The sequence below is a fragment of the Paraburkholderia lebeckiae genome (genome assembly GCF_014201005.1).
GTDB lineage: Bacteria > Pseudomonadota > Gammaproteobacteria > Burkholderiales > Burkholderiaceae > Paraburkholderia > Paraburkholderia tuberum.
Window position 1 is genome coordinate 17362 of the sequence record NZ_JACHDK010000020.1, and the last position, 19803, is coordinate 37164.

The following is a 19803-nucleotide window of genomic DNA, read 5'->3' on the forward strand; positions in this document are numbered from 1 at the left end:
GCTTGCACATGTACGCGCGTTCGTCGCATCAGCGCGTGCCTGCGTCGGCCGTTTCTTCGGCGCCCAACTGCCATAGGGTGATGGAACGGCTCAACCATATCCCGCCCCGCCTGACGATGCTGAAGCAAACTACTGCCGGCAATTCAACAATACTGTTGCAGCCGGTTTCGACTTAAACCAAGCGGCCTCCAGGATTCCGAAGGCGATCCAATTTACCCGATGGATTCGGTCACTTCTTAGTAGCCGAAGCTAACGGCAATCGGAAAGTCGCGCTATCTACGAATCGCAAAAGCTCCGCCTTCGACATGTGGTCTACACCGAGGCGCTTCAGATTACGGCCGGTTTGAAAATAGTTAACGCCGTTGATGGAGGAAGCGATTTCGATCACGGCTTTGATTGCCCGAGACTCTATGCCCACTCTGGCGCCGAGTTCGTACCACGGGACCAAGATATATGGAATATCCTCACATATATATCTATGTTGCATACGATCAGGCGTTTTGACCTTCGTGGAGTTATGAGTTTTGGATTGGAAAGCGAAATCGGAGAAGTTGGCACAATCTCCGCCGTAAAAGCCGATCATTTCCTCGAGGACTGTCGGCAGTCGAAAACCGAAAGCCTCTCCGATTTTCAATCGCTCATTGTCCAACGCCTCTACGACCCTTCCGACAGAGGGTGAGATCCCGTCACGATAGAAGAAAAAATCTCCTTTTGTGCTTTCTATCCATCCCGTATTTAAAATACCCCCGACAGGATGGATGACACCATTATTCGACTGCATTCCAATTGCGAAAATGTTATCCCACCACAAGAGCCTTTCCGGAAAGATTGCGGTGATTTGCGATAACTGTTTCTCATCCATGGCGTTCGAAAAAGCAGCAATCGGCAAACAATTCTTAATACCGGTGATCCGGACTTCGCCGTCCCTGACCGACGACGCATAGGGCGAGGAATTTGTCTCTAGAACTGCCTGCGGGTTTAGCTCTCTTGAACCCATTGGGGAAAAAAAATTGGCATTATTGACTATGATGACATGTCGACTCAAATCGAAGCCTTTTAGATCCCCGATGAGGTCGTCATGCGCGTATGCCGGAACAGCAATCACGAGAAAACGCGAGAAGTCTACAGCCTCAGCCATATCAGTAGTTACAGTCGGATAAAACTCACCCGTGATAGCCATGCTAGCCAACAAGCGACCGTTCGCTCGGATCGCATCAATATTACGACGATGATCTGGATTCCCGTAAAGGAGAACCTCGAATCCACGGCTAGCCAAATCGGCCGCGAAAGCGCATCCACAATTTCCGGCACCGATGATTGAAACTGGAAACCTTAATGGCATGTCCTCTCCGCATAAACAAACAGAAGTTTTCTGTGACGCCACCCAATATTGCGACGTCGTGCAAGGCTGAACGCCGATCAGTAGTTGTGCGTTAGCACGACGACGGCAAGCAACGAACGTGCCACCGCGGAACGAGGCCACCTCTTTAAACGGCTCATATACCGGTTAATGTGGTGAGCAGAACAAGACGCGATTCCTCGTCCAGTGCAGAGCATGTCGCGAACGTTACAAATCCAGCATCTTGAGTTAGATCTGTCCGAATCTCGACGTGTTTGTAAGGCAATGCGTATTAACCACCGCTGAACAATCATCTGTGCGGAAAGGTTATAAGGCCAAAACGGTGTTTTGGCACCCGGATCGCGTAGGTATGTTGGTGCGAGCTTCTTACAACACGAGTTTCGCTGACGGATACATCTCAATGATCTTCAATTTGGCGCCCTAGTGCCGTAGGCCCGCGAACACCTCCAATAGAGCCTCCCACTCTGTACGTAGCGGCGTTCATTCCATTTGTCGTCGCGTAGTAGCCGACGCTGCGCGACTGGGTCATCCGTTGTGAAGTGTTACAGACCCAATCGCGCGCCAGGACGGGACACGAAGGCACCGCTTGCGTCAAACCGCGCGCCGTTTGTCGGGAATCCGACGTCGGCAATGTCAGCCGAGGGCAATTTCGCGAAATGCGCCAAAAGTTCGTTCACCGGGGATTTCAAGCTCTCAGGCCGACATGGTGCGAAAGCTGCATGCAGATAGCTATCCGACCTGGGATATTTCGACAAACCGCGACGTCCCGTAACGCGGCTCAATTCCGTCCACGCTGAAATGGCCCCGACAGTTAGCCTGTATGCGCCGAGTGGGCTTCGTTACCACACGCGATCGCGCTGGCACTCCTTTTTCGCGGGACCTTCGCAACATGGGAAAACTTTTCGTGATGACGCGCACAACGAAATTCTGCCTTCTTCGGTATGTCGGTTTGAATCGTTTTACGTTAGGGAATCCTCATATAAGTCACGATTCTTTTGAGACATCGGAGCAGTCTGGCTACAAGTTGGCAACCGAAAATAGGCTTTCTTGCACACGATTTAGAAAGCTGCGCGGGATTGCCTTCATGTTCTACGCAATTCTTCTCTTCGCAATAAGCAATGCGGTTGCGAGGCTCATTCCGGCAAGATATCCGGCGAACGAGATGATGTTCTTTCGGATGCTATCCGGATTAATTCCCGCCGCGTTCGTGTTCGGGACTCGTCGCATTCAATGGAAGGAACTCACGATTTATCGCTTAGGCGGTCATTTCATCAGAGCCGTCACAGGGCTTGCCGCAGTAGGATTTTTCATTGCCGGCGTGCCATATCTGCCTTTATCAACTGCCGTAACGCTGAAGGAGACAGAAGCAATCTTTGTCTGCTTTTTCGGCATCGTGTTCTTGGGTGAGCGTTTTCGTCTGCCTACGGCGATCGCGTCGATGTTCGGATTCGTGGGAGTCGCGGTGGCTTCCTCACCATTTACTGCCAATGGTGCGTCGCTGCGCGCAATGATTCTAATTCTGCTGAGTGCTATGTTTAGCGCGGGTTCAGTCATCCAGGTCAAGAGACTCTCGCGAACTGACGAGGCAGCGACAATCGTCTTCTATTACACAATCATAGCGACGATTGTTAGCGGAGTGTCACTTCCCGTCGCTTGGGTAACGCCGGATCTAAGGGATTTCGGGTACATGGTTCTATTTGGGCTGACTGCAGGTGTAGCGCAACTTATGCTAACGATCGCAGTCGCGATTGTCACCACCCCAATCGTCGCCTCATTTGGTTACCTCAGCATTGTATGGGCAATCATTTTCGACTATTTGATTTGGGGGGAGGTCATTTCTCTACAGGTAGCACTCGGAACGGTCATAATTATTGCAAGTGTGCTCTACCTGTCGTGTCGCGCCTAAATGATCCTTTGTGACAGAGCAATCTGCGCATGACCACGACCAGATACTGATATGACTTTCGCAGTCGAGTACCGCAAAGGTGACGACGCGAGCGACAGGACGCGCCGCTCAAGCTCGTCTTCTTCCAGATGTTCGACCGACGCCCAGCCCAGTCCTGCCGGTGTGGCAAGCTGAAGATACTGCGTGATCGTCCCCAGACCGACGCTGAGGGCGCCCTGCACGCTGGCGGTGCGTGAGATCGCATGCCCACTTCAGGCGGAGTACTTCCTTGATTTTGCGCATGGTTGTCCGATCAGCCGGCATCGTCGGTCGCTCCAAAAACGGAGCTACCTTAACGCCAGCGGATTGGTCTATACGCTCGAGCGCAACGAGCAGATTTAGATCGAAACCCTTAAAACCCATTTCTCAACGTATCCACGCTATAGATGTAAGGCATCAACGCAATCGATTTTACAAATCAATTTTTGTGTTGCACAGTGAAGCCTCTCGTTGCGGAAATCGGAATCGAAGTTGATTGATCGAATACTTAAAATTTATAAGTAGTACGACAATGTTTAGACATGTCTCCATGATGACCATACTTTTAGATGTATCTCTCGACGCGCCACCTAAGCTTACCGGAACCGTGCCCGTCGCAGCGTTTCGGTTGGGACTATCGACCGTGGATCGGCCTACTGGCTCGATAATTGAACGAAACGGTCCGGAGCTGTGAAGATCCTCAATTGCGTATCCGAGGCGCGCGACGAGTGCCACAATCGCGCCGGACGTCGCGACGTCTACTTAACCTTTGACGACAGTACCAATTCCTTTTTCATACCGAATTTGCTCGATTTACTCGGGCAGGTACATGCGTGCCCCGTATGGCATGTGGACCGAAGCAGTGCTCACTACGTCAGCGAGCGCTGGTCTGGGGCCCCTCCACTGGTCGGTAGACCCGCGAGACTGGTCTCGTTCCAGCATGGACGCGATTGTCAGCGCAGTGCTGGCCTCTGTCCGCCGGGTGCAATTGTGCTCTTGCACGACGGATGCCCTCCCGATGAGTTGGGACGATGCATTCACGCTGGTCGGCGCGAGCAGACCCTCATGGCGCTTTCCCTCATGATTCCAGCATTGCATGACCGGGGGTTTGCAATCCGATCGCTTCCTCAACCTCACCGGACGAACCAGATACCCTATGAACATGCTTGCCGCAACTAGCACTGTCGCTGTCTCGTTTTATGCGCTGCTCTCGACTGTCTATAAAAGCACGCAGGCGCTTTATGCTCAGCCGACAAACGTGTCATCGCTGTCGGACGGCCTGATCGACTCCGACACTCTGCCGGGCGTGGATGTCATCGTTCCCTGCTTCAATGAGGACCCGCGCACGCTCTCGGCATGCCTGGAGTCCATCGCAAACCAGGACTACGCCGGAAAACTGCGCGTCTATGTGGTTGATGATGGTTCTGCGAATCTCGACGCCGTGCGGTCGGTATACGATGCATACACGCGCGACCCCAGATTCAACTTCATTACGCTTCCCCAAAATATGGGAAAGCGCAAGGCGCAGATCGCCGCGATACGCTCTTCATCCGGGGAACTGGTACTCAACGTCGACTCGGACACAACGCTGGCGCCCGATGTCGTCAAGAAGCTCGTATTGACAATGCGAGACGCGACGATAGGCGCCGCCATGGGGCAGTTGACGGCCAGCAACCGCAGCGACACCTGGTTGACCCGTCTGATCGATATGGAGTACTGGCTGGCTTGCAATGAAGAACGCGCCGCACAGGCTCGCTTCGGCGCTGTTATGTGTTGCTGCGGTCCCTGTGCCATGTACCGCCGGTCCGCGCTCCTTTTGCTGCTAGATCAGTACGAGACGCAACTTTTTCGCGGGAAGCCGAGCGACTTCGGCGAGGACCGTCATCTAACGATTCTCATGCTGACGGCAGGTTATCGGACCGAGTACGTTCCGGACGCCATTGCGGCGACAGTCGTTCCGGACAGACTGGGGGCGTATCTGCGCCAACAACTGCGCTGGGCGCGCAGTACTTATCGGGACACGTTGCTTTCGCTGCGCCTGCTGCCCTGTCTCGATCGTTACCTTACGCTGGACGTGATCGGACTGAATCTGGGCTCGCTATTTCTCGCCTTATCGCTTCTAGCGGGGCTCGCGCAGCTCGCATTGACAGCGACAGTGCCGTGGTGGACTGCCCTGATAATCGCATCATCGACCATGATCCGCTGTAGCGTGGCATCGGTTCGCGCTCGCCAGCTTCGATTTCTTGGCTTTTCTCTTCACACACCCATTAACCTCTTTCTCTTGCTCCCCCTGAAAGTCTATGCGCTGTGTACATTGAGCAATAGCGATTGGCTGTCCCGTGGCTCTGCAGGGAACGTATCGAACGTTCGTGAAAAACAGGTCGATACTCCGAATCCGGTTACAAAGCCGAACGCGCCTTCAGCGTCAAGATCTGCGACTCCACACCGTCGGCAGGATCACGCGTGCGAGTCTTCAACATTAGCGACGTCTGACGAAGCATTCGATGGCGATTAGTTAATCGTACATATAGATCTCGAGTATTGCGCCAACCCAGAACCGCCCACCATCGGCACTGGTCCGCTTGAGTGCGATCGTCTCACGCAAAGGCTCGATTGTCGTCTTCCCAACGCCAGTGCATTCACCGAAATCCTGGTACTCCATTGTCAGTAACTCTCGCGCTTGGCAGGCAAGGATCTTCTATCGACCAGGGCGTTTTCAATCGGGCCGCGGCAGCAGAACGGCTTCTTTTTCTCTAAGACGAGTGCGTAATTTTCCTTCTTATCCCCATGTCCAAAGCAGCAATCAGCTTCACCGGCGTAAGTAAGTCATATGGCGACAAGATCGTAGTCGACGGATTGTCGTTCAGCGTCGCGCCTGGAGAGTGCTTCGGTCTGCTAGGGCCAAATGGCGCGGGCAAGAGCACGACGGTGCGTATGGTTCTCGGCATGGCGCCGCCCGACGCAGGCAAGATCATCGTGCTCGGGGAGCCAGTGCCGGCGCGCGCTCGCTCGGCACGTATGAGCATTGGCGTGGTGCCGCAATTCGACAACCTCGAGCCCGGGTTCACCGTGCGCGAGAACCTTCTGGTGTTTGGGCGCTACTTCGGCATGAGCACACGTGAAATTGAAGCGGTCGTGCCGTCTCTGCTCGAATTCGCTTGCCTCGAAAGCAAGGTCGATGCGCGCGTCACCGAACTATCCGGTGGCATGAAGCGGCGGCTGATGCTGGCACGCGCGCTGATCAACGATCCACAGTTGTTGGTCATGGACGAGCCTACAACGGGTCTCGACCCGCATGCGCGCCACCTGATCTGGGAAAGCCTGCGTTCATTGTTGGCGCGCGGCAAGACGATCCTCTTGACCACCCATTTCATGGAAGAGGCCGAGCGGTTGTGCGACCGACTGTGTGTGCTGGAGGAGGGGCGAAAGATCGCCGAAGGCGGGCCTCGCGTGCTGATCGAAGAACAGATCGGGAGCCACGTGGTCGAGATCCACGGCGGCAATCCGCATGAGCTGCGCACGTTGATCGCGCCGCACGCGCAGCGTATCGAGGTCAGTGGTGGGACCCTCTTCTGCTATGTGTCCGATCCGGAACGGGTGTGTCTACAGTTGCGCGGGCGCGCGGCGCTGCGGCTTTTACAGCGTCCAGCAAATCTCGAGGATGTCTTTTTGCAGTTAACCGGGCGCGGGATGAAGGAGTGAACGATGAGAGAGTTTTATGCAGCGGCCCTGCCCGCGAACGTGTGGAACTGGGTTGCAGTGTGGCGCCACAACTATCTGGCATGGAAAAAAGTCGCGTTTGCCTCGATTCTCGGTAACCTTGCCGATCCTATGATTTATCTGTTCGGCCTCGGCTTTGGTTTCGGGATAATGGTAGGTCGCGTCGATGGCGCATCTTATATCGCGTTTCTCGCGGCGGGTATGGTCGCGACGAGCGCGATGACCTCCGCGACCTTCGAAACGATTTACGCAGCTTTCTCTCGCATGCATGTTCAGCGCATGTGGGAAGCGATCCTGTGTACACGGCTCACGCTCGGCGATATCGTTCTCGGTGAACTGGCATGGGCCGCCACTAGGGCCTTTTTTGCCGGCATCGCCGTCATGGTGGTAGCCACCGTGCTGGGTTATGCAGCGTGGTCATCCATTCTCTATGCATTGCCTGCCATCGCCCTGACTGGCCTCGCCTTCGCGAGTCTGGCGATGATCCTCACGGCGCTTGCACCCAGTCACGATTACTTCGTGTTCTATCAAACGCTCGTTCTCACGCCCATGGTGCTCCTGAGCGGCGTGATCTTCCCGATCAGTAAGCTACCTGCCGTTTTTTGCGACGTAGCGCGCTTCTTGCCGCTCGCACATTCCGTCGACCTTATCCGTCCCGCGATGCTCGGACGCCCGGTGGGCAGTGTTGCCCTGCATATTGGCGCTCTCTGCATTTGCACGGTGTTGCCGTTCTTCCTGTCGGTGGCGCTGTTACGTCGACGCCTCATGTCTTAATGCCAGCTATGGCCAGTACGAGTGACCAGGAAAAGCACCATGTCGTATCAACGCGAACGCTTCGTGCATCCGCGCACGCGCCTCATCCGCCGACGGTATCCTTCGTAAAGCAGCAACGGCGGCCCGGAGCCCGCCTGCAGATGCGCATGCCGCTCGCCGTAATACAGCAGACCGCCGCGGGACTCGACCACGAAGTCGGCCACCCGCGACGCGACACAATCGAAGCGGTGACCGACGCGTGCTGCCTACTCCGCTCCAAAGCAAAGCGCGTGGTCCGAACAGACGCCACAACTCGGCGCCTTGCAGATGAACAGGCCCTCGCGCTCGCACAGTTGCTTGTAGAAGAACTTCTTCCACTTCATGTCATGCGTATTCTTCGCGGCCAGCCGCGGAAACCAGTGGCTGATCAATGCGGACAACTCGCGCCGCGACGGCAGAAGCAGGTCTTGCCAAAGGTGGTTTTGCCCGAGGCTCGCGCAGGCCAATGCATGGGCCACGCAGTTCGCCTCTTCTGCCGGGCCGGCGCGAGGATCGGCATGGTGATTGAGCAATGCCACCAGGTCTTCCAGTTCGTCGTCACGCGGCATCGAGGCGGGCGACAAGACGCACGTAAGACCGAGCGCCGGCCCGGCACCCGGAAACCAGCGCGCGAGCATTCGGCGCGTCTGGTTGGCGTCCAGTCCGGGCATCGGCAGCACATCGACGCCGTGGTGCTCGAACCCGCTCGACAGCACGCCGGCCAGTGCCAGCACGGTGGGATCGCCCGTATCCACCGCGCACGCCATCAGGGTTGCATAGGCGTTCATCGCGGCATCGCTCAGAGAACGGCCGCCGCGTGCGTGTAGCACTTTTTCGGGCAGATCTTCGCGCACGCGGTGCAGCCGACGCACAGTTCCCGATGCACGATAGTCATCACCTTCTTCTCGTACTCGTCGTCTTCGTCGTCGCCGTCCAGTGCGATGTGCGCGCCGTCCTCGTTAAGCCCGACGAGTTGCAGCACGCCACGCGGACAGACACGGAAACAACGTCCGCAACCAATGCATTTTTCTTCGTCGAGCCTGTTGACGAAGGTCGGCGTCCAGGTGGCGCCGCTCGGCAGCGTAACGCTGAAGATATCGCTCATGATGTGGCTCCATGGCTTCGCTGGTTCAGGCAGCTGCCGCAGCGGCAGCCTTGCGGGCTGCCATCAGCGCGGCGTGGGCGTCATGGCAGCGCTGGGCGACAGCGAGAATGTTCTCCCAGTTGGTCGGGAGTTCCTCTGAGAGGTCGTGCAGGTCCAACTTCGCCTGGGTCGCTTGCGCGTTGAGTTTCTTCAGGTGCGCCTTGAGTTCATCGGCATCGGTGCTCATCGTCTCGGTCCCCTCACGATTCCTTCAGGCTCCGTACTGTGCGACGGCGGGGTACGTCCGGATCACCTCGACCGCTTCGTCGAGAAGCTTTGCGCCCGCCTCGGCGAGCTTCTCCAGCGAAGCGAAGCCGAACCGGTGTACGTCGCGCAACTGCTTGTTGACGACAACGAGCCGCCCCGCGAGCAACACCATGCGGCCGAAGCCCTCGTGGCTCATCTTCATCATCGGCGAAACCATTTGGCCGGTCTCATGCTCGATCGCCACCGCAATCGCGCTATAGAAAAGCTCGAGCCGCCACAGCGTTTCGGGGTCGGGGTCGCCCATGATCGGAATCGCGCGGCGTTCCTCCGGCGTGTGGATGTACGGCTTGAGCAGTTGCAGGTCGGTCTTTCCGTCCCACACGCCGTGGGTGTCCTGCGCGCGCAACTGCCTGACGAGTTGTTGCACAAACGGTGCGACCAGTAGCATTTCGTCGCTGGCCTTGGACGGAATTGCGGATGATTCAGCCATGGGATACCTCATCGTCTTCAAAGTCGTATACACGTTCGCCACCCTTCGCCAGTGCCTTGCGCAGCCACGGCGGCGGCGTGCCCTTCAGCACCTGTTGCAACTTGCCGAGAATCTCCTCGATGGATTCGGGCCGCGGCACCTTGATCGGGTGAATCTTCAGCGCGACCACGCGAGCCGCGGCCGAGCCGCCGATTGCGGCGACGTACAGGATCGCGCAATCCTTGACGGCTTCGAGCTTGGGCGCGACCTTGTCCTCGTCGCCGTCCTCTTCGAGCTTGCCACCAAAGTCGAACGCCTCGACGAACTGGTAGCCGTCCGGTGTGACGTTGTAGGTGACGATGCTCCTCGCCCAGCCAAAATGCGCATCGACGAACTGCCTGTCCTGGGTGGCGAACGCGATCTTCATGCTGTGTGCTCCTTTAGGTGGGTCAAGCACCGGCCGCGACGACAGGAATGTTCGCTTCGCGCGCCGGATCGCGCGCGGCCAGATCGATAGCGGCCTGCGGCAGCGGCCAGTCGCCCGGATCGTGATGCGGAATCTGCTCAATCATCAGGTTGGCGATCTCAAAGATCAGGTTCATCGTGCCGCGGTAGCCGACGTAGCGCCGATGTGCGTTTCCAACCCGGTCGAAGACCGGAAAACCGATCCGGAAGAGCGGCTTTTGCAGGTGCTCGGCCATCTGTCTGCCTTGCGAATGGGTGATCAGCAGGTCGCAGTCCGCCGCGGCGCGCTCCATGTCTTCGAGATCGCCGATCACGACCTGATCAGCGGGCAGCAACGCGTGCGCGGGCGATCGCGTCGTGCTGACGCAGCAGCGCAACTGCGCGCCCATCTCGTGCAGCATGCTGCCGACCGCGAACAGCAGATCGGGCTCTGCGCCAATCGCGACCTTGATGCCTCCAGTGTAGAAATGGCCGTCTAGCATCGCATCGAGCAATTGGCTGCGCTGACGCCGGTATTTCGCGGGAACGGGTCGTCCGGAGCGCTGCGCGAGCAATTGCAGCAGACGATCGTTGGATTCCAGTCCGGTGAGCCGCCCGAACACTTCGAACGGTGTGCCGGCGATAGCATGCAATGCCTCCGCGCCGTCGCGCGTCTGCTCGCCCACGCCGATCGTAAATGCCGATGCACCCGCGGCCCGGATCTCCGCGAGCGTGGTACCGCCCAGCGTGGTGCCGCGCCAGTCCGGCGCGATATGGCCGTCGAGCGAGCCGGAAATGTCGGGCAGCACAATGACATCGAAGCCGAACGCTTCGATGATCTCGCGCAGTTCGTCGATGTCGCCAGGCGACAGATGGCTGCCGGGCAGCAGCGTCACCTGATTGGCCACCGTTGGCAACGCCTTGACCAGCGCGTTGACGATGCCGGTAATCGCATGCCGGTAGCCGTCTTCGAATGCGCCGACATAGTCGGGGGTCGACACATAGACAATCTCAGTGTCGTTGAGTTCGGGCTTGCGCTTGCGCACGGTGACGAGATAGCCGTCCACGTCGTCGCCCTCGGTCTCGGTGAGACCTGTTGAACAGATCGCGATGACCTTCGGCGCAGCGCGCTTGCGGATGTTGAGCAGCGCGGCCTCGATGTTCTCGTATCCGCCGAGCACCGCGGTGACTTCGTCCATGGCTGTCGTCTGCAGCGGGATCGCCTCCCTGAAGTGGCGCACCAGCAGCACGAGGCCGAACGACGTGCAGCCCTGCGAGCCGTGCATCACGGGCATGCAGGCATCGAGCCCAAGGAACGCGAGGCTCGCGCCCAGCGGCTGGCTCATCTTGAGCGGATTGACCGCACAGGCTTTCATAGATTCGACGACATCGGCCATGGCATTTTCTCGAGTTCGGGGGCGTCAGGTCGGTATACCGGGTTCGAGGCTCATCGCCCCCACCCCGGGGCGCTCGACAGCGGGCGCGCGGCTTGCGCTTGGACCACACCGAGCGCTTCCCCGTCGTCGCCCCACGGAGCAGGGATCCGCACCTGTTGCCACACCGGGTTGTAGATCGCGCGGTCGATCTCATGGACCAGCTCGACGATCCCCTCGTAGCCGCCATAAGGGTGGCGGCGTTCCTGATTGATGTCGAGCCACGGTATGCGGGCCTTCAGTGCGACGAACTGTGAGCGGCCACCCGACAGCATGATGTCGGCCCGCGCGTCCCTGAGCATCGCGTACATCTCCCGCGGCGTCATACCGTCGATCATGTGGGCGTCGTCGCCCATGATCTCCTTGATCTTGTCCTTGTCTTCCTTAGTGCTCTTCTTGACGCTGGTGCCGACGATTTCGAGCCCTGCTTCCTGCAGCGCGGAAACCACCGACCAAGACTTCACGCCACCTGTGATGAGCAACACCCGCTTGCCGGTAAGGCGCGCTTTGTAGTGCGCGATGCGCTCCCACGCACGCGCTTCCTCGGCGGCGATCAGGCGCTCGGTCCGATCGAGCAGATCGTCCGGCGCGCCCTGCTGCACGAGCAGGCTGGCGATATGGCGCAGCGTGTCGCTCATGTCGCCGATCCCATAGAACGAGCCCTCGAAGTAAGGGATGCCGTAGCGCCGCTGCATCTTTGTCGCGATGTTGATCATCGACTTCGAGCAGACCATCATGTTGACCTTGGCGCGATGCGAACTTGCGATCTCGTTGTAACGCCCGTCGCCGGAGATGCACGAGAGGATACGGATGCCTAGCGCGTCGAGCAGCGGCTTGGTCTGCCAGAGTTCGCCCGACAGGTTGTATTCGCCAATGACGTTGATGTCATACGGCGTCGTGTACTCGGGCTCGCGCGTGCCGATCACATAATTGAGGATCGCCTCGCCGCCAAGCTTGTTGCCCAGATTCTTCGGCCCGGCGAAACCGGGGGAAATGACCGGAATCACCGGCTTGCCAAATTGTTCGGTGGCGCGCTTGCAGACTGCCTCGATGTCGTCGCCGATCAGCGCAGTGACGCAGGTCTGGTAGACGAACACTGCGGGCGGATCGTATTTCTCGATGATTTCGCGCACGCTCCTGAGCAGGCGCTTCTCGCCGCCGTACACCACGTCGAGTTCGTTGATATCGGTGGTGAAGCCGGTGCGATAGAGTTGCGAACCGGACGAAGCGGCGTGCCGGTTGTCCCACGAGTTACCTTCACAAGCAATCGGCCCGTGCACGAGGTGTGCGACGTCCACCACCGGCTGCAAAGCGATCTTCGCGCCGTCGAACGCGCACCCGCCTGCGGCCGAACCCGGCGAAAGCTGCTTCGTGCAGCCCCTTTTGCGTTCCTTCTCGCTCTTGCCTTGATTCTTGTCGCAACCCGGCTCGTCGAATACTTCGGCGATTTGGGCATTGAGCGAAGCAGACATGACGTGCTCCTGATGGATGGACGTTTCTCTAGTGGCAAGTTCCATACCACCGGGAAACGCCTTGAAAACGTGCCAATTGGCGCTGAAGCAGTCGCTCGCGCGCATCGTCATGGCGAGTTTGAACGGTTTGCGACAGACGGTTCGCGACACAGAAAACGACAACACACGTTCACTGCCTGCCTTGCCGTTCCGTATTGAGCAGGACCCGTGCGATCGCATTCGCGCGCGCCTCCAGCAACGCATCCGGCCTCAAGGGTTCGCGAACCGCCAGGTAAGCAGTCAGCGCGCGGCGCATCCGTGGAGCTTTCGCGTAGTCCGTCTACCATGACCGGGATACGCCGCAACGTCGCAGAGACAGACTTCCAGCAAGCGCTCGAAGCGCTCAGGCCTGATCTCGGCCGGTACGCGTTCGAGCAATGCACCGAGCGCGCCTGCGCGCATATCCCGAACGCTCTTCCAGTGTGTATGCGCCATTCGCGCCGCCTGCCCCGCTGGGCGGCTCAGTCGTCGTCGACCAGCGCGAGCAGTTCGCGCGGCGTTACCTCGTCATTGATCTCCGCGAGGCTCAACGGGTCGGACGCCGCCACCTCGCGCTCAAAGTCGTCGTAGGCGAACCACGCACGCAGCGGCACTGAGTCAGACTGCTCGACTACATAAATCATGCCCCGCTCCCTCGCTGACCCCTCGCTCCCTGCAACGCTCAGAAGCACTGGTCACCCACGATTCGTACTTGCGGTTTTTCCCGTGCGGGTGCGCCGCCAAGGAGCGCCTGACTCAGGTATCCGCTGCGCACCAGCATGTCCTGCAACGCGTTTTCAGCATCCTCCATGCTCACTTCGCCCTGCGCCTTACGCGCAATACTTTGCTGGGCCAACCGGCGCACCAGTTCCTTGATGAATGCAGCGCTGACGCCTTCAGTCCGCTCCACTGCAAACGCTGCGACGTCTGCCGGGATGCTCATCCTCGAACCGTAGAGGCGGAGCAGGCGCGCCCGGCAATCCGCATCAGGTGCCGGTATTTCAATGGCCTGATCAACCCGGCCTGGACGGGCCGCGAGCGCCTCCTCGATTTCCTCCGGCCGGTTGGTGGTAAGCACGAACAGGATCTCGGCGTCCTGGTGAAGTCCGTCCATTTCGTTGAGCAAGCGGTTGAGCAGACTCTCTTCCTTCGGGCCGCGCATCTCGGTGCGATGTCTCCCGATCAGATCGACGTCCTCGATGACCACCATGCTTGGCTGTAGCAACCGGGCCAGCAGCATATAGTTGTCGAGTTGCCCCACTTGATTGGCGCTGATCAGAAGGGTGGTATGCGCTGGCAGATTGCTGGCGAGGTACTTGATCGTATGGGTTTTGCCCGTTCCGGGCGGCCCGTACAGCAGGACACCCTTTTGCAACGACTGGCGTAATGTCTTTAATCCTTCGCTGGTGCGTGCGAATTCAAAAATATTGCGATCCAGCAGCTCCATGGTTTGCGGTGACAGGATGACGTCCTGACGCTCCACGGCAGGCAGACGGTGCACGACAATGCTGCGGGGCTGGCCTGAATAATCCTCGGTTACCTCGAGGGAAAGAACCTTGCCCCGGTACAGACGGGACTCGCGAATTGCCTGCTCCAGCCCCGCATACACCTCGCTGCCGAAGGCCAGCCCGCGCGCGTTGGGCAGACTGACAATCTCCACGCTCGCGATAGACGTGTTCATTCCTTCCATGTGCTGCTCGAACAGCACAGCGGCTCTCAGCTCGCCATCGGTGATCAGCCACAAGCCGTTGTCGAGTACCGCGACCGGTGTTTCTTCTCCGACATCGACATCCCGGTATTTCACAGGAGCAAGGGACACCGAGGTAGACATCGGGCCGGTACTCTGCACAAACAGCGAGGAAATTGTCAACGGAAACCGCTCATGAACCTGATTGAGGCCGAGAAGGCGCGGAGCGAACGGCGTCAGCAGGCGGGAGAGCGTCTGTTGAAGCTCGGGGCGCGTGTGATGGGGAAACTGCCGCTGCGAGGAGGTGAGCTCTTCCGGGGACCGATCATCAAAATGCGCAGCTAGCGCTTCCCATGCAAATTGCTGCCTTACCGGGTCAAGGTTCTTGTGATCAATATTGGTGAACTGGTTCATGAACGGACTCTTTGATATTAGATGGCGGCGCCAAGTACCGATGCGAACGCGCAACAACGAGTCGCTACAGCTAGCTACATACAGCGCAGCAATTTCGTTTTCAGCGGTGCCCCGCTACTCGACACCCTCCGCCGCAATCTTCGCCCACACCGCACGAGGTAACCGCGGCGCGATGCCCGCCGGGCTCGCGTCGAACTGCCGTCGAGCCGCCGACATCGCACCCTGTGCAATCGCAATCTCCTCGTGCGTCAATGGCAACCGGCCGGCCACATGCGCGGGCCCCCGGGCAGCACGTGGGCGATCATCTGCGGGTTCCGGTGTTCGGGCAGCGGGACGAGGTGGTCGGCCTCGCCCACACCGGCCAGGCAAACCTAGTCGTTGATGACCTCGACGTTACGGCCGTCCTGCGTCATCTTGACCAGAGCTGCGTCTGCCGCGCCCGATGCATCCGCTGTGTCTGCCATGGCCGCGCTCTCCTCGTCAGCGAATGATGTCGTAGCTGTAGTCGGTCTTCGCCACGTCGATCGTGTTGGCGTCGAGCGCTTCGAAGAACTCGTCCAGCAGCGTGACCAGCACCCGCAACGCACCTTCATAGCCCCAGGTCGGGAAGCGATGGTAATGGTGGCGATCGAAGATCGGGAACACCATGCGTATCAGCGGCGTTTTGGTATCCCGCTCGAGATACTTGCCGTAGGTGTTGCCAATCAGGAAATCCACCGGCTCGGTAAACAGCAGTGAGCGCATGTGCCACAGATCGCGTTTCGGATACACCTTGCAGCCGGCACCGTAGGGCGACGCGTCGAACAGCGCCTGCACCTTCGCAGCCCAGGTGTCGTTGCCGTTGGTAGCCAGCACGTGAGCCGGCTCGGCGCCGAGTTCCAGAAGGAACTGCGTGTAGCCCAGCATCTGGTCCGGGTCGCCGTAGAGTGCAAAGCGCTTGCCGTGCAGGTGAGCCTGGCTGTCGGCCATCGCATCGACGAGCTGACCTCGCTCCTTCTCCAGTTGCGCCGGAATCGGCTTGCCGGTCACGCGCGAGATTTCCATCAGGAACTGATCGGTGCCCGCGACGCCAACCGGCGAGTTCAGCACCACCACTTCCTGGCCATGCTCGCCAATAAACTTGCTGGTCTTCTCGCAGCAGTATTCCTGGAACACGAAGGTCGCCTTCGCGTTCAACGCGCGCTCGACTTCCTCCTTGGTCGTGCCACCTTCGTACATCCGGAACTCGCCGTCGGTCGGCGTATTCCACGTTTCTGATGGGTCGCAGATGATGTTCACCGTCACGCCGAACAGATCGAAGATGCGGCGAATTTCCTTCATGTTGCCGACCACGTAGCCGTCGAAGCCGCCGATGAAGTTGACGCTGTCGTCGGGCACGCGCTCAAGCGGCGTCGCTGTACCGGCCTTGCCGTCCCAGAAGTGCTTGAGGATGCCGAGGAGCGCGTTGTCGTAGCCGGTCACATGGCTGCCGACGAAGGCCGGCGTGTGCGCGAACGGCACGTCATAGTCTTCCGGCACGCTGCCCTTCTGCTTGCTGCTCTTGATGAGCGCGTCGAGGTCATCGCCGATCACTTCCGCCATGCAGGTCGTGGAGACCGCGATCATGTCGGGCTTGTACAGGTTGTACGCATTTGCGAGGCCGTCGATCATGTTGTTCATGCCACCGAACACCGCCGCGTCCTCGGTCATCGACGAGCTGACGCACGAGGTCGGCTCCTTGAAGTGACGCGAGAAGTGCGAGCGGTAAAACGCTACACAGCCCTGCGAGCCATGCACAAAACTGAGCGTCTTGTGAAAGCCGTTGGCCACGTACACTGCGCCGAGCGGCTGGCAGGCCTTGGCCGGGTTGATGGTGAGCGAGTCGCGTGCAAAGTTCTTTTGCCGGTAGTCTTCGCTCTTGGTCCACTCGACGATCTGCTTGACCTGCTCGTCTGAATGGTTGAACTCGAAATTTTCCTTTTTCGCCCGGAAAATTTTCTGGTACTCGGGCTCACGGAACAGGAGTTCCTGGTCGAGAATCTGGTCTGCGGATTGGGGCACGGGATGCTCCTGATATTCAATTCAATGGCCTGCCGGCCGGTGATCAGTGCGGTGATCGGTGCGGTGGCCGGCGTTTAGGGGTTTTTCTTCCAGGGCGCCTTGGCGAGCCCCCACACCGGGCTGGAAATGGCCATGTCCATGTCGCGCGCGAAAATGGCGTAGCCGTCGTAGCCGTGATATGGACCGGAATAGTCCCAGCTGTGCATCTGGCGAAACGGCACGCCCATCTTCTGGAACACGTACTTTTCCTTGATGCCGGAGCCGACCAGATCGGGCTGGACCTGTTCGACGAACCTCTCGAACTCGTAGCCGGTCACGTCGTCGTAAATCAGCGTGCCGTCCTTCACGTAGTGCGTGGTGCGCTGATAGTCGTCGTTGTGGCCGAATTCGTAGCCGGTGCCGACCACGTTCATGCCGAGGTCTTCGTAGGCGCCGATCACGTGGCGCGGACGCAGGCCGCCAACGAACAGCATCACGGTCTTGTCCTGCAGGCGCGCTCTGAACTTCGCGTTCACCGCATCGACCAGGGGACGATACTTGGCGATCACCCTCTCCGCGTTGGCTTTGATGGTGTCGTCGAAGTGGCTGGCGATCTCGCGCAGGCTCTTCTCGATCATCGACGGGCCGAAGAAGTTGTATTCCGCCCACGGAATGCAGTACTTCTCTTCCATGTGCCGGCTGATATAGTTCATCGAGCGGTAGCAGTGCAGCAAATTGAGCTTGGCCTTTGGCGTATTCTCGAGCTCGGCGATCGAGCCGTCGCCCGACCATTGCGCGATCACGCGCAGGCCGATCTCTTCGAGCAGAATCCGGCTCGACCAGGCATCGCCGCCGATGTTGTAATCGCCGATGATCGCAACATCATAAGGCGTCGAAACAAATTCGGGCCGCTTGTCCGGATCGGCCTTGTCGAATATCCAGTCTCGAATCGCATCGTTAGCCAGATGGTGGCCCAGCGACTGGCTGACGCCGCGAAAACCTTCGCAGCGCACCGGCAAAATGGTGTGCCCTTCATACTGCGCACTCTTCTTCTTCGAGACGGCCTCGATGTCGTCGCCGATCAGGCCGATCGGGCATTCACTCTGGATCGAGATGCCCTTGTTCAGCGGAAACAGTTCCTGAATCTCGTCGATGATCTTGTCGAGCTTCTTGTCGCCGCCGAAGACGATGTCCTTTTCCTGGAAGTCCGACGTGAACTGCATCGTCACGAAGGTGTCGATACCGGTAGTGCCGATGTAGTAGTTACGACGCGCGGCCCACGAGTACTGGCCGCAACCGACCGGACCATGACTGATGTGGATCATGTCCTTGATGGGTCCCCAGACCACGCCCTTCGAGCCGGCGTACGCGCAACCGCGAATCGTCATCACGCCCGGCAATGACTTGATGTTTGATTTCACGCCACAGTCGGGCTTGCCGTCCTCGAAGGTGCCCAAATGCTTGGCGCGCCGTTTGGCCATCTTCTCCGGATAGGCCTTCAGCACTTCATCGATCAGGGCCTTGTTCGCGGCCTTGCGCTCTTCAACAGTGACGCTCATGGGGGAATGCTCCATAGGGTGAGTATCAAGCCTGGCAGCGGGTAGCCGGCATGGCCCGGTTCATCGCGTGAAGAAGAACACCGGGCCGCGCGCAGCGGCGCTCGCTTAGGCGGTCAGTTCCGCTGCTGGCTTGCCGACTTGCGATTCGTCGATGGACGTCATGATTCCGTGCTCCATTAACAGGTCTTCCAGTTGATCCATCGTGATCGGCGTCGGGATCGTGCCGTTGCCCGCGTTGTTGTGCACCTTGGTGGCGAGCTGGCGATACTCTTCGGCCTGTTTGGATTCGGGCGCGAACTCGATCACCGTCATGCGGCGCAGCTCGGCGTGCTGCACGATGTTATCGCGCGGCACGAAGTGGATCAGCTTCGAACCGAGCATCTTCGCCAGCGCTTCGGCGAGTTCGAGTTCCTTGTCGGTCTGACGCTCGTTGCACACGAGCCCGCCGATCCGCACACCGCCGCTGTTCGCGTACTTCAGAATGCCCTTTGAAATGTTGTTGGCCGCATACATGGCCATCATTTCACCGGACATCACAATGTAGATTTCCTGCGCCTTGTTCTCACGAATCGGCATTGCGAAACCGCCGCACACCACGTCGCCGAGCACGTCGTACGACACGTAGTCCACGCCGTCATAGGCGCCGTTTTCTTCGAGGAAGTTGATCGACGTGATGACGCCACGGCCCGCGCAGCCGACGCCCGGTTCCGGACCGCCGGACTCCACGCAACGGATGTTGCGGTAACCGATCTTCATCACGTCCTCGAGTTCGAGGTCCTCCACCGAGCCGGCTTCGGCCGCTAGCGACAGGATGGTGTCCTGCGCCTTTGCATGCAGGATCAGGCGGGTAGAGTCCGCCTTGGGATCGCAGCCGACGATCAGGATTTTCTGCCCGAGTTCAGTCAGGGCTGCCAGGGTGTTCTGCGAGGTGGTCGACTTGCCGATACCGCCTTTACCGTAGAACGCGATTTGCCGAAGTTTAGACATTGCATTTCTCCATTCAGGAAGAAGGGTTGAAATCAGGGTTGCGTAACCGCGACCATGTCAGCCTGTCGTGCCTGTATGGGTCTTCTTATATCGAGTCACGCATCGGCCGGACCTGTGTCCGCGCTGGACTCCAAACGCAGCTTCTGTGCCACGT

17 protein-coding genes are annotated in these 19803 nt (G+C 58.8%); 4 read left to right on the forward strand and 13 right to left on the reverse strand.

Going from position 1 to position 19803, the window contains the following annotated elements; genetic code table 11:
• Positions 1-229: 229 nt before the first annotated feature.
• Positions 230-1342 (reverse strand): NAD/NADP-dependent octopine/nopaline dehydrogenase family protein, encoded by a 1113-nt coding sequence (locus HDG39_RS27375; RefSeq protein WP_184010333.1) that lies wholly within the window; start codon positions 1340-1342, stop codon positions 230-232.
• A 1042-nt stretch (positions 1343-2384) separates the two neighbouring features.
• On the opposite strand from HDG39_RS27375, the gene HDG39_RS27380 reads away from it, so the two are divergent.
• The 4 genes from HDG39_RS27380 to HDG39_RS27400 all read left to right on the forward strand — a co-directional run bounded on the left by HDG39_RS27380 (position 2385) and on the right by HDG39_RS27400 (position 7778).
• Positions 2385-3266, forward strand: a complete 882-nt coding sequence (locus HDG39_RS27380) for a DMT family transporter (RefSeq protein ID WP_260328302.1) — start codon at positions 2385-2387, stop codon at positions 3264-3266.
• A 1174-nt stretch (positions 3267-4440) separates the two neighbouring features.
• Positions 4441-5799, forward strand: a complete 1359-nt coding sequence (gene nodC / locus HDG39_RS27390) for a chitooligosaccharide synthase NodC (protein ID WP_184010339.1) — start codon at positions 4441-4443, stop codon at positions 5797-5799.
• Positions 5800-6071: 272 nt separating this feature from the next.
• Complete coding sequence (gene nodI / locus HDG39_RS27395; protein WP_184010342.1) at positions 6072-6986, forward strand: nodulation factor ABC transporter ATP-binding protein NodI; 915 nt, start codon at positions 6072-6074, stop codon at positions 6984-6986.
• A 3-nt stretch (positions 6987-6989) separates the two neighbouring features.
• The gene (locus HDG39_RS27400; protein WP_090811273.1) at positions 6990-7778 is read left to right on the forward strand and encodes an ABC transporter permease; all 789 of its coding nucleotides are present in this window, start codon (positions 6990-6992) and stop codon (positions 7776-7778) included.
• A gap of 245 nt (positions 7779-8023) precedes the next feature.
• Here the strand turns inward: HDG39_RS27400 and HDG39_RS27405 are convergent, their stop codons facing one another.
• The 12 genes from HDG39_RS27405 to nifH form a co-directional block, all read right to left on the reverse strand.
• Positions 8024-8584, reverse strand: a complete 561-nt coding sequence (locus HDG39_RS27405) for a nitrogen fixation protein NifQ (RefSeq protein WP_184010345.1) — start codon at positions 8582-8584, stop codon at positions 8024-8026.
• An 11-nt stretch (positions 8585-8595) separates the two neighbouring features.
• Complete coding sequence (fdxB, locus tag HDG39_RS27410) at positions 8596-8901, reverse strand: ferredoxin III, nif-specific (RefSeq protein WP_184010348.1); 306 nt, start codon at positions 8899-8901, stop codon at positions 8596-8598.
• A gap of 25 nt (positions 8902-8926) precedes the next feature.
• On the reverse strand, positions 8927-9127 hold the full coding sequence (locus tag HDG39_RS27415; RefSeq protein WP_121325245.1) for a CCE_0567 family metalloprotein: 201 nt from the start codon (positions 9125-9127) through the stop codon (positions 8927-8929).
• A gap of 24 nt (positions 9128-9151) precedes the next feature.
• Positions 9152-9637, reverse strand: coding sequence for a NifX-associated nitrogen fixation protein (locus HDG39_RS27420; RefSeq protein ID WP_184010351.1), 486 nt, complete (start codon positions 9635-9637; stop codon positions 9152-9154).
• Positions 9630-10043 (reverse strand): nitrogen fixation protein NifX, encoded by a 414-nt coding sequence (gene nifX, locus HDG39_RS27425; RefSeq protein ID WP_184010354.1) that lies wholly within the window; start codon positions 10041-10043, stop codon positions 9630-9632. The genes HDG39_RS27420 and nifX overlap by 8 nt, the downstream gene beginning before the upstream one ends.
• Before the next feature lie 22 nt (positions 10044-10065).
• Positions 10066-11457 (reverse strand): nitrogenase iron-molybdenum cofactor biosynthesis protein NifN, encoded by a 1392-nt coding sequence (gene nifN, locus HDG39_RS27430; protein ID WP_184010357.1) that lies wholly within the window; start codon positions 11455-11457, stop codon positions 10066-10068.
• A 50-nt stretch (positions 11458-11507) separates the two neighbouring features.
• Complete coding sequence (nifE, locus tag HDG39_RS27435; RefSeq protein ID WP_184010360.1) at positions 11508-12965, reverse strand: nitrogenase iron-molybdenum cofactor biosynthesis protein NifE; 1458 nt, start codon at positions 12963-12965, stop codon at positions 11508-11510.
• A gap of 500 nt (positions 12966-13465) precedes the next feature.
• Positions 13466-13627 (reverse strand): hypothetical protein, encoded by a 162-nt coding sequence (locus HDG39_RS27440; protein WP_018423161.1) that lies wholly within the window; start codon positions 13625-13627, stop codon positions 13466-13468.
• 38 nt (positions 13628-13665) lie between these two features.
• Complete coding sequence (locus tag HDG39_RS27445; RefSeq protein WP_184010363.1) at positions 13666-15084, reverse strand: AAA family ATPase; 1419 nt, start codon at positions 15082-15084, stop codon at positions 13666-13668.
• Between the two features lie 480 nt (positions 15085-15564).
• The gene (gene nifK, locus HDG39_RS27455) at positions 15565-17124 is read right to left on the reverse strand and encodes a nitrogenase molybdenum-iron protein subunit beta (RefSeq protein ID WP_184010367.1); all 1560 of its coding nucleotides are present in this window, start codon (positions 17122-17124) and stop codon (positions 15565-15567) included.
• 74 nt (positions 17125-17198) lie between these two features.
• Positions 17199-18662, reverse strand: a complete 1464-nt coding sequence (gene nifD / locus HDG39_RS27460; protein WP_184010370.1) for a nitrogenase molybdenum-iron protein alpha chain — start codon at positions 18660-18662, stop codon at positions 17199-17201.
• A 105-nt stretch (positions 18663-18767) separates the two neighbouring features.
• The gene (gene nifH / locus HDG39_RS27465) at positions 18768-19649 is read right to left on the reverse strand and encodes a nitrogenase iron protein (RefSeq protein WP_018423167.1); all 882 of its coding nucleotides are present in this window, start codon (positions 19647-19649) and stop codon (positions 18768-18770) included.
• Positions 19650-19803: the final 154 nt, after the last annotated feature.

Coding starts and splice junctions, on each gene's coding strand:
- HDG39_RS27375 (WP_184010333.1), bottom strand. CDS start 1,342: ATGCCATTAAGGTTTCCAGTTTCAATCATCGGTGCCGGAAATTGTGGA.
- nodC (WP_184010339.1), top strand. CDS start 4,441: ATGAACATGCTTGCCGCAACTAGCACTGTCGCTGTCTCGTTTTATGCG.
- nodI (WP_184010342.1), top strand. CDS start 6,072: ATGTCCAAAGCAGCAATCAGCTTCACCGGCGTAAGTAAGTCATATGGC.
- HDG39_RS27400 (WP_090811273.1), top strand. CDS start 6,990: ATGAGAGAGTTTTATGCAGCGGCCCTGCCCGCGAACGTGTGGAACTGG.
- HDG39_RS27405 (WP_184010345.1), bottom strand. CDS start 8,584: ATGAACGCCTATGCAACCCTGATGGCGTGCGCGGTGGATACGGGCGAT.
- fdxB (WP_184010348.1), bottom strand. CDS start 8,901: ATGAGCGATATCTTCAGCGTTACGCTGCCGAGCGGCGCCACCTGGACG.
- HDG39_RS27415 (WP_121325245.1), bottom strand. CDS start 9,127: ATGAGCACCGATGCCGATGAACTCAAGGCGCACCTGAAGAAACTCAAC.
- HDG39_RS27420 (WP_184010351.1), bottom strand. CDS start 9,637: ATGGCTGAATCATCCGCAATTCCGTCCAAGGCCAGCGACGAAATGCTA.
- nifX (WP_184010354.1), bottom strand. CDS start 10,043: ATGAAGATCGCGTTCGCCACCCAGGACAGGCAGTTCGTCGATGCGCAT.
- nifN (WP_184010357.1), bottom strand. CDS start 11,457: ATGGCCGATGTCGTCGAATCTATGAAAGCCTGTGCGGTCAATCCGCTC.
- nifE (WP_184010360.1), bottom strand. CDS start 12,965: ATGTCTGCTTCGCTCAATGCCCAAATCGCCGAAGTATTCGACGAGCCG.
- HDG39_RS27440 (WP_018423161.1), bottom strand. CDS start 13,627: ATGATTTATGTAGTCGAGCAGTCTGACTCAGTGCCGCTGCGTGCGTGG.
- HDG39_RS27445 (WP_184010363.1), bottom strand. CDS start 15,084: ATGAACCAGTTCACCAATATTGATCACAAGAACCTTGACCCGGTAAGG.
- nifD (WP_184010370.1), bottom strand. CDS start 18,662: ATGAGCGTCACTGTTGAAGAGCGCAAGGCCGCGAACAAGGCCCTGATC.
- nifH (WP_018423167.1), bottom strand. CDS start 19,649: ATGTCTAAACTTCGGCAAATCGCGTTCTACGGTAAAGGCGGTATCGGC.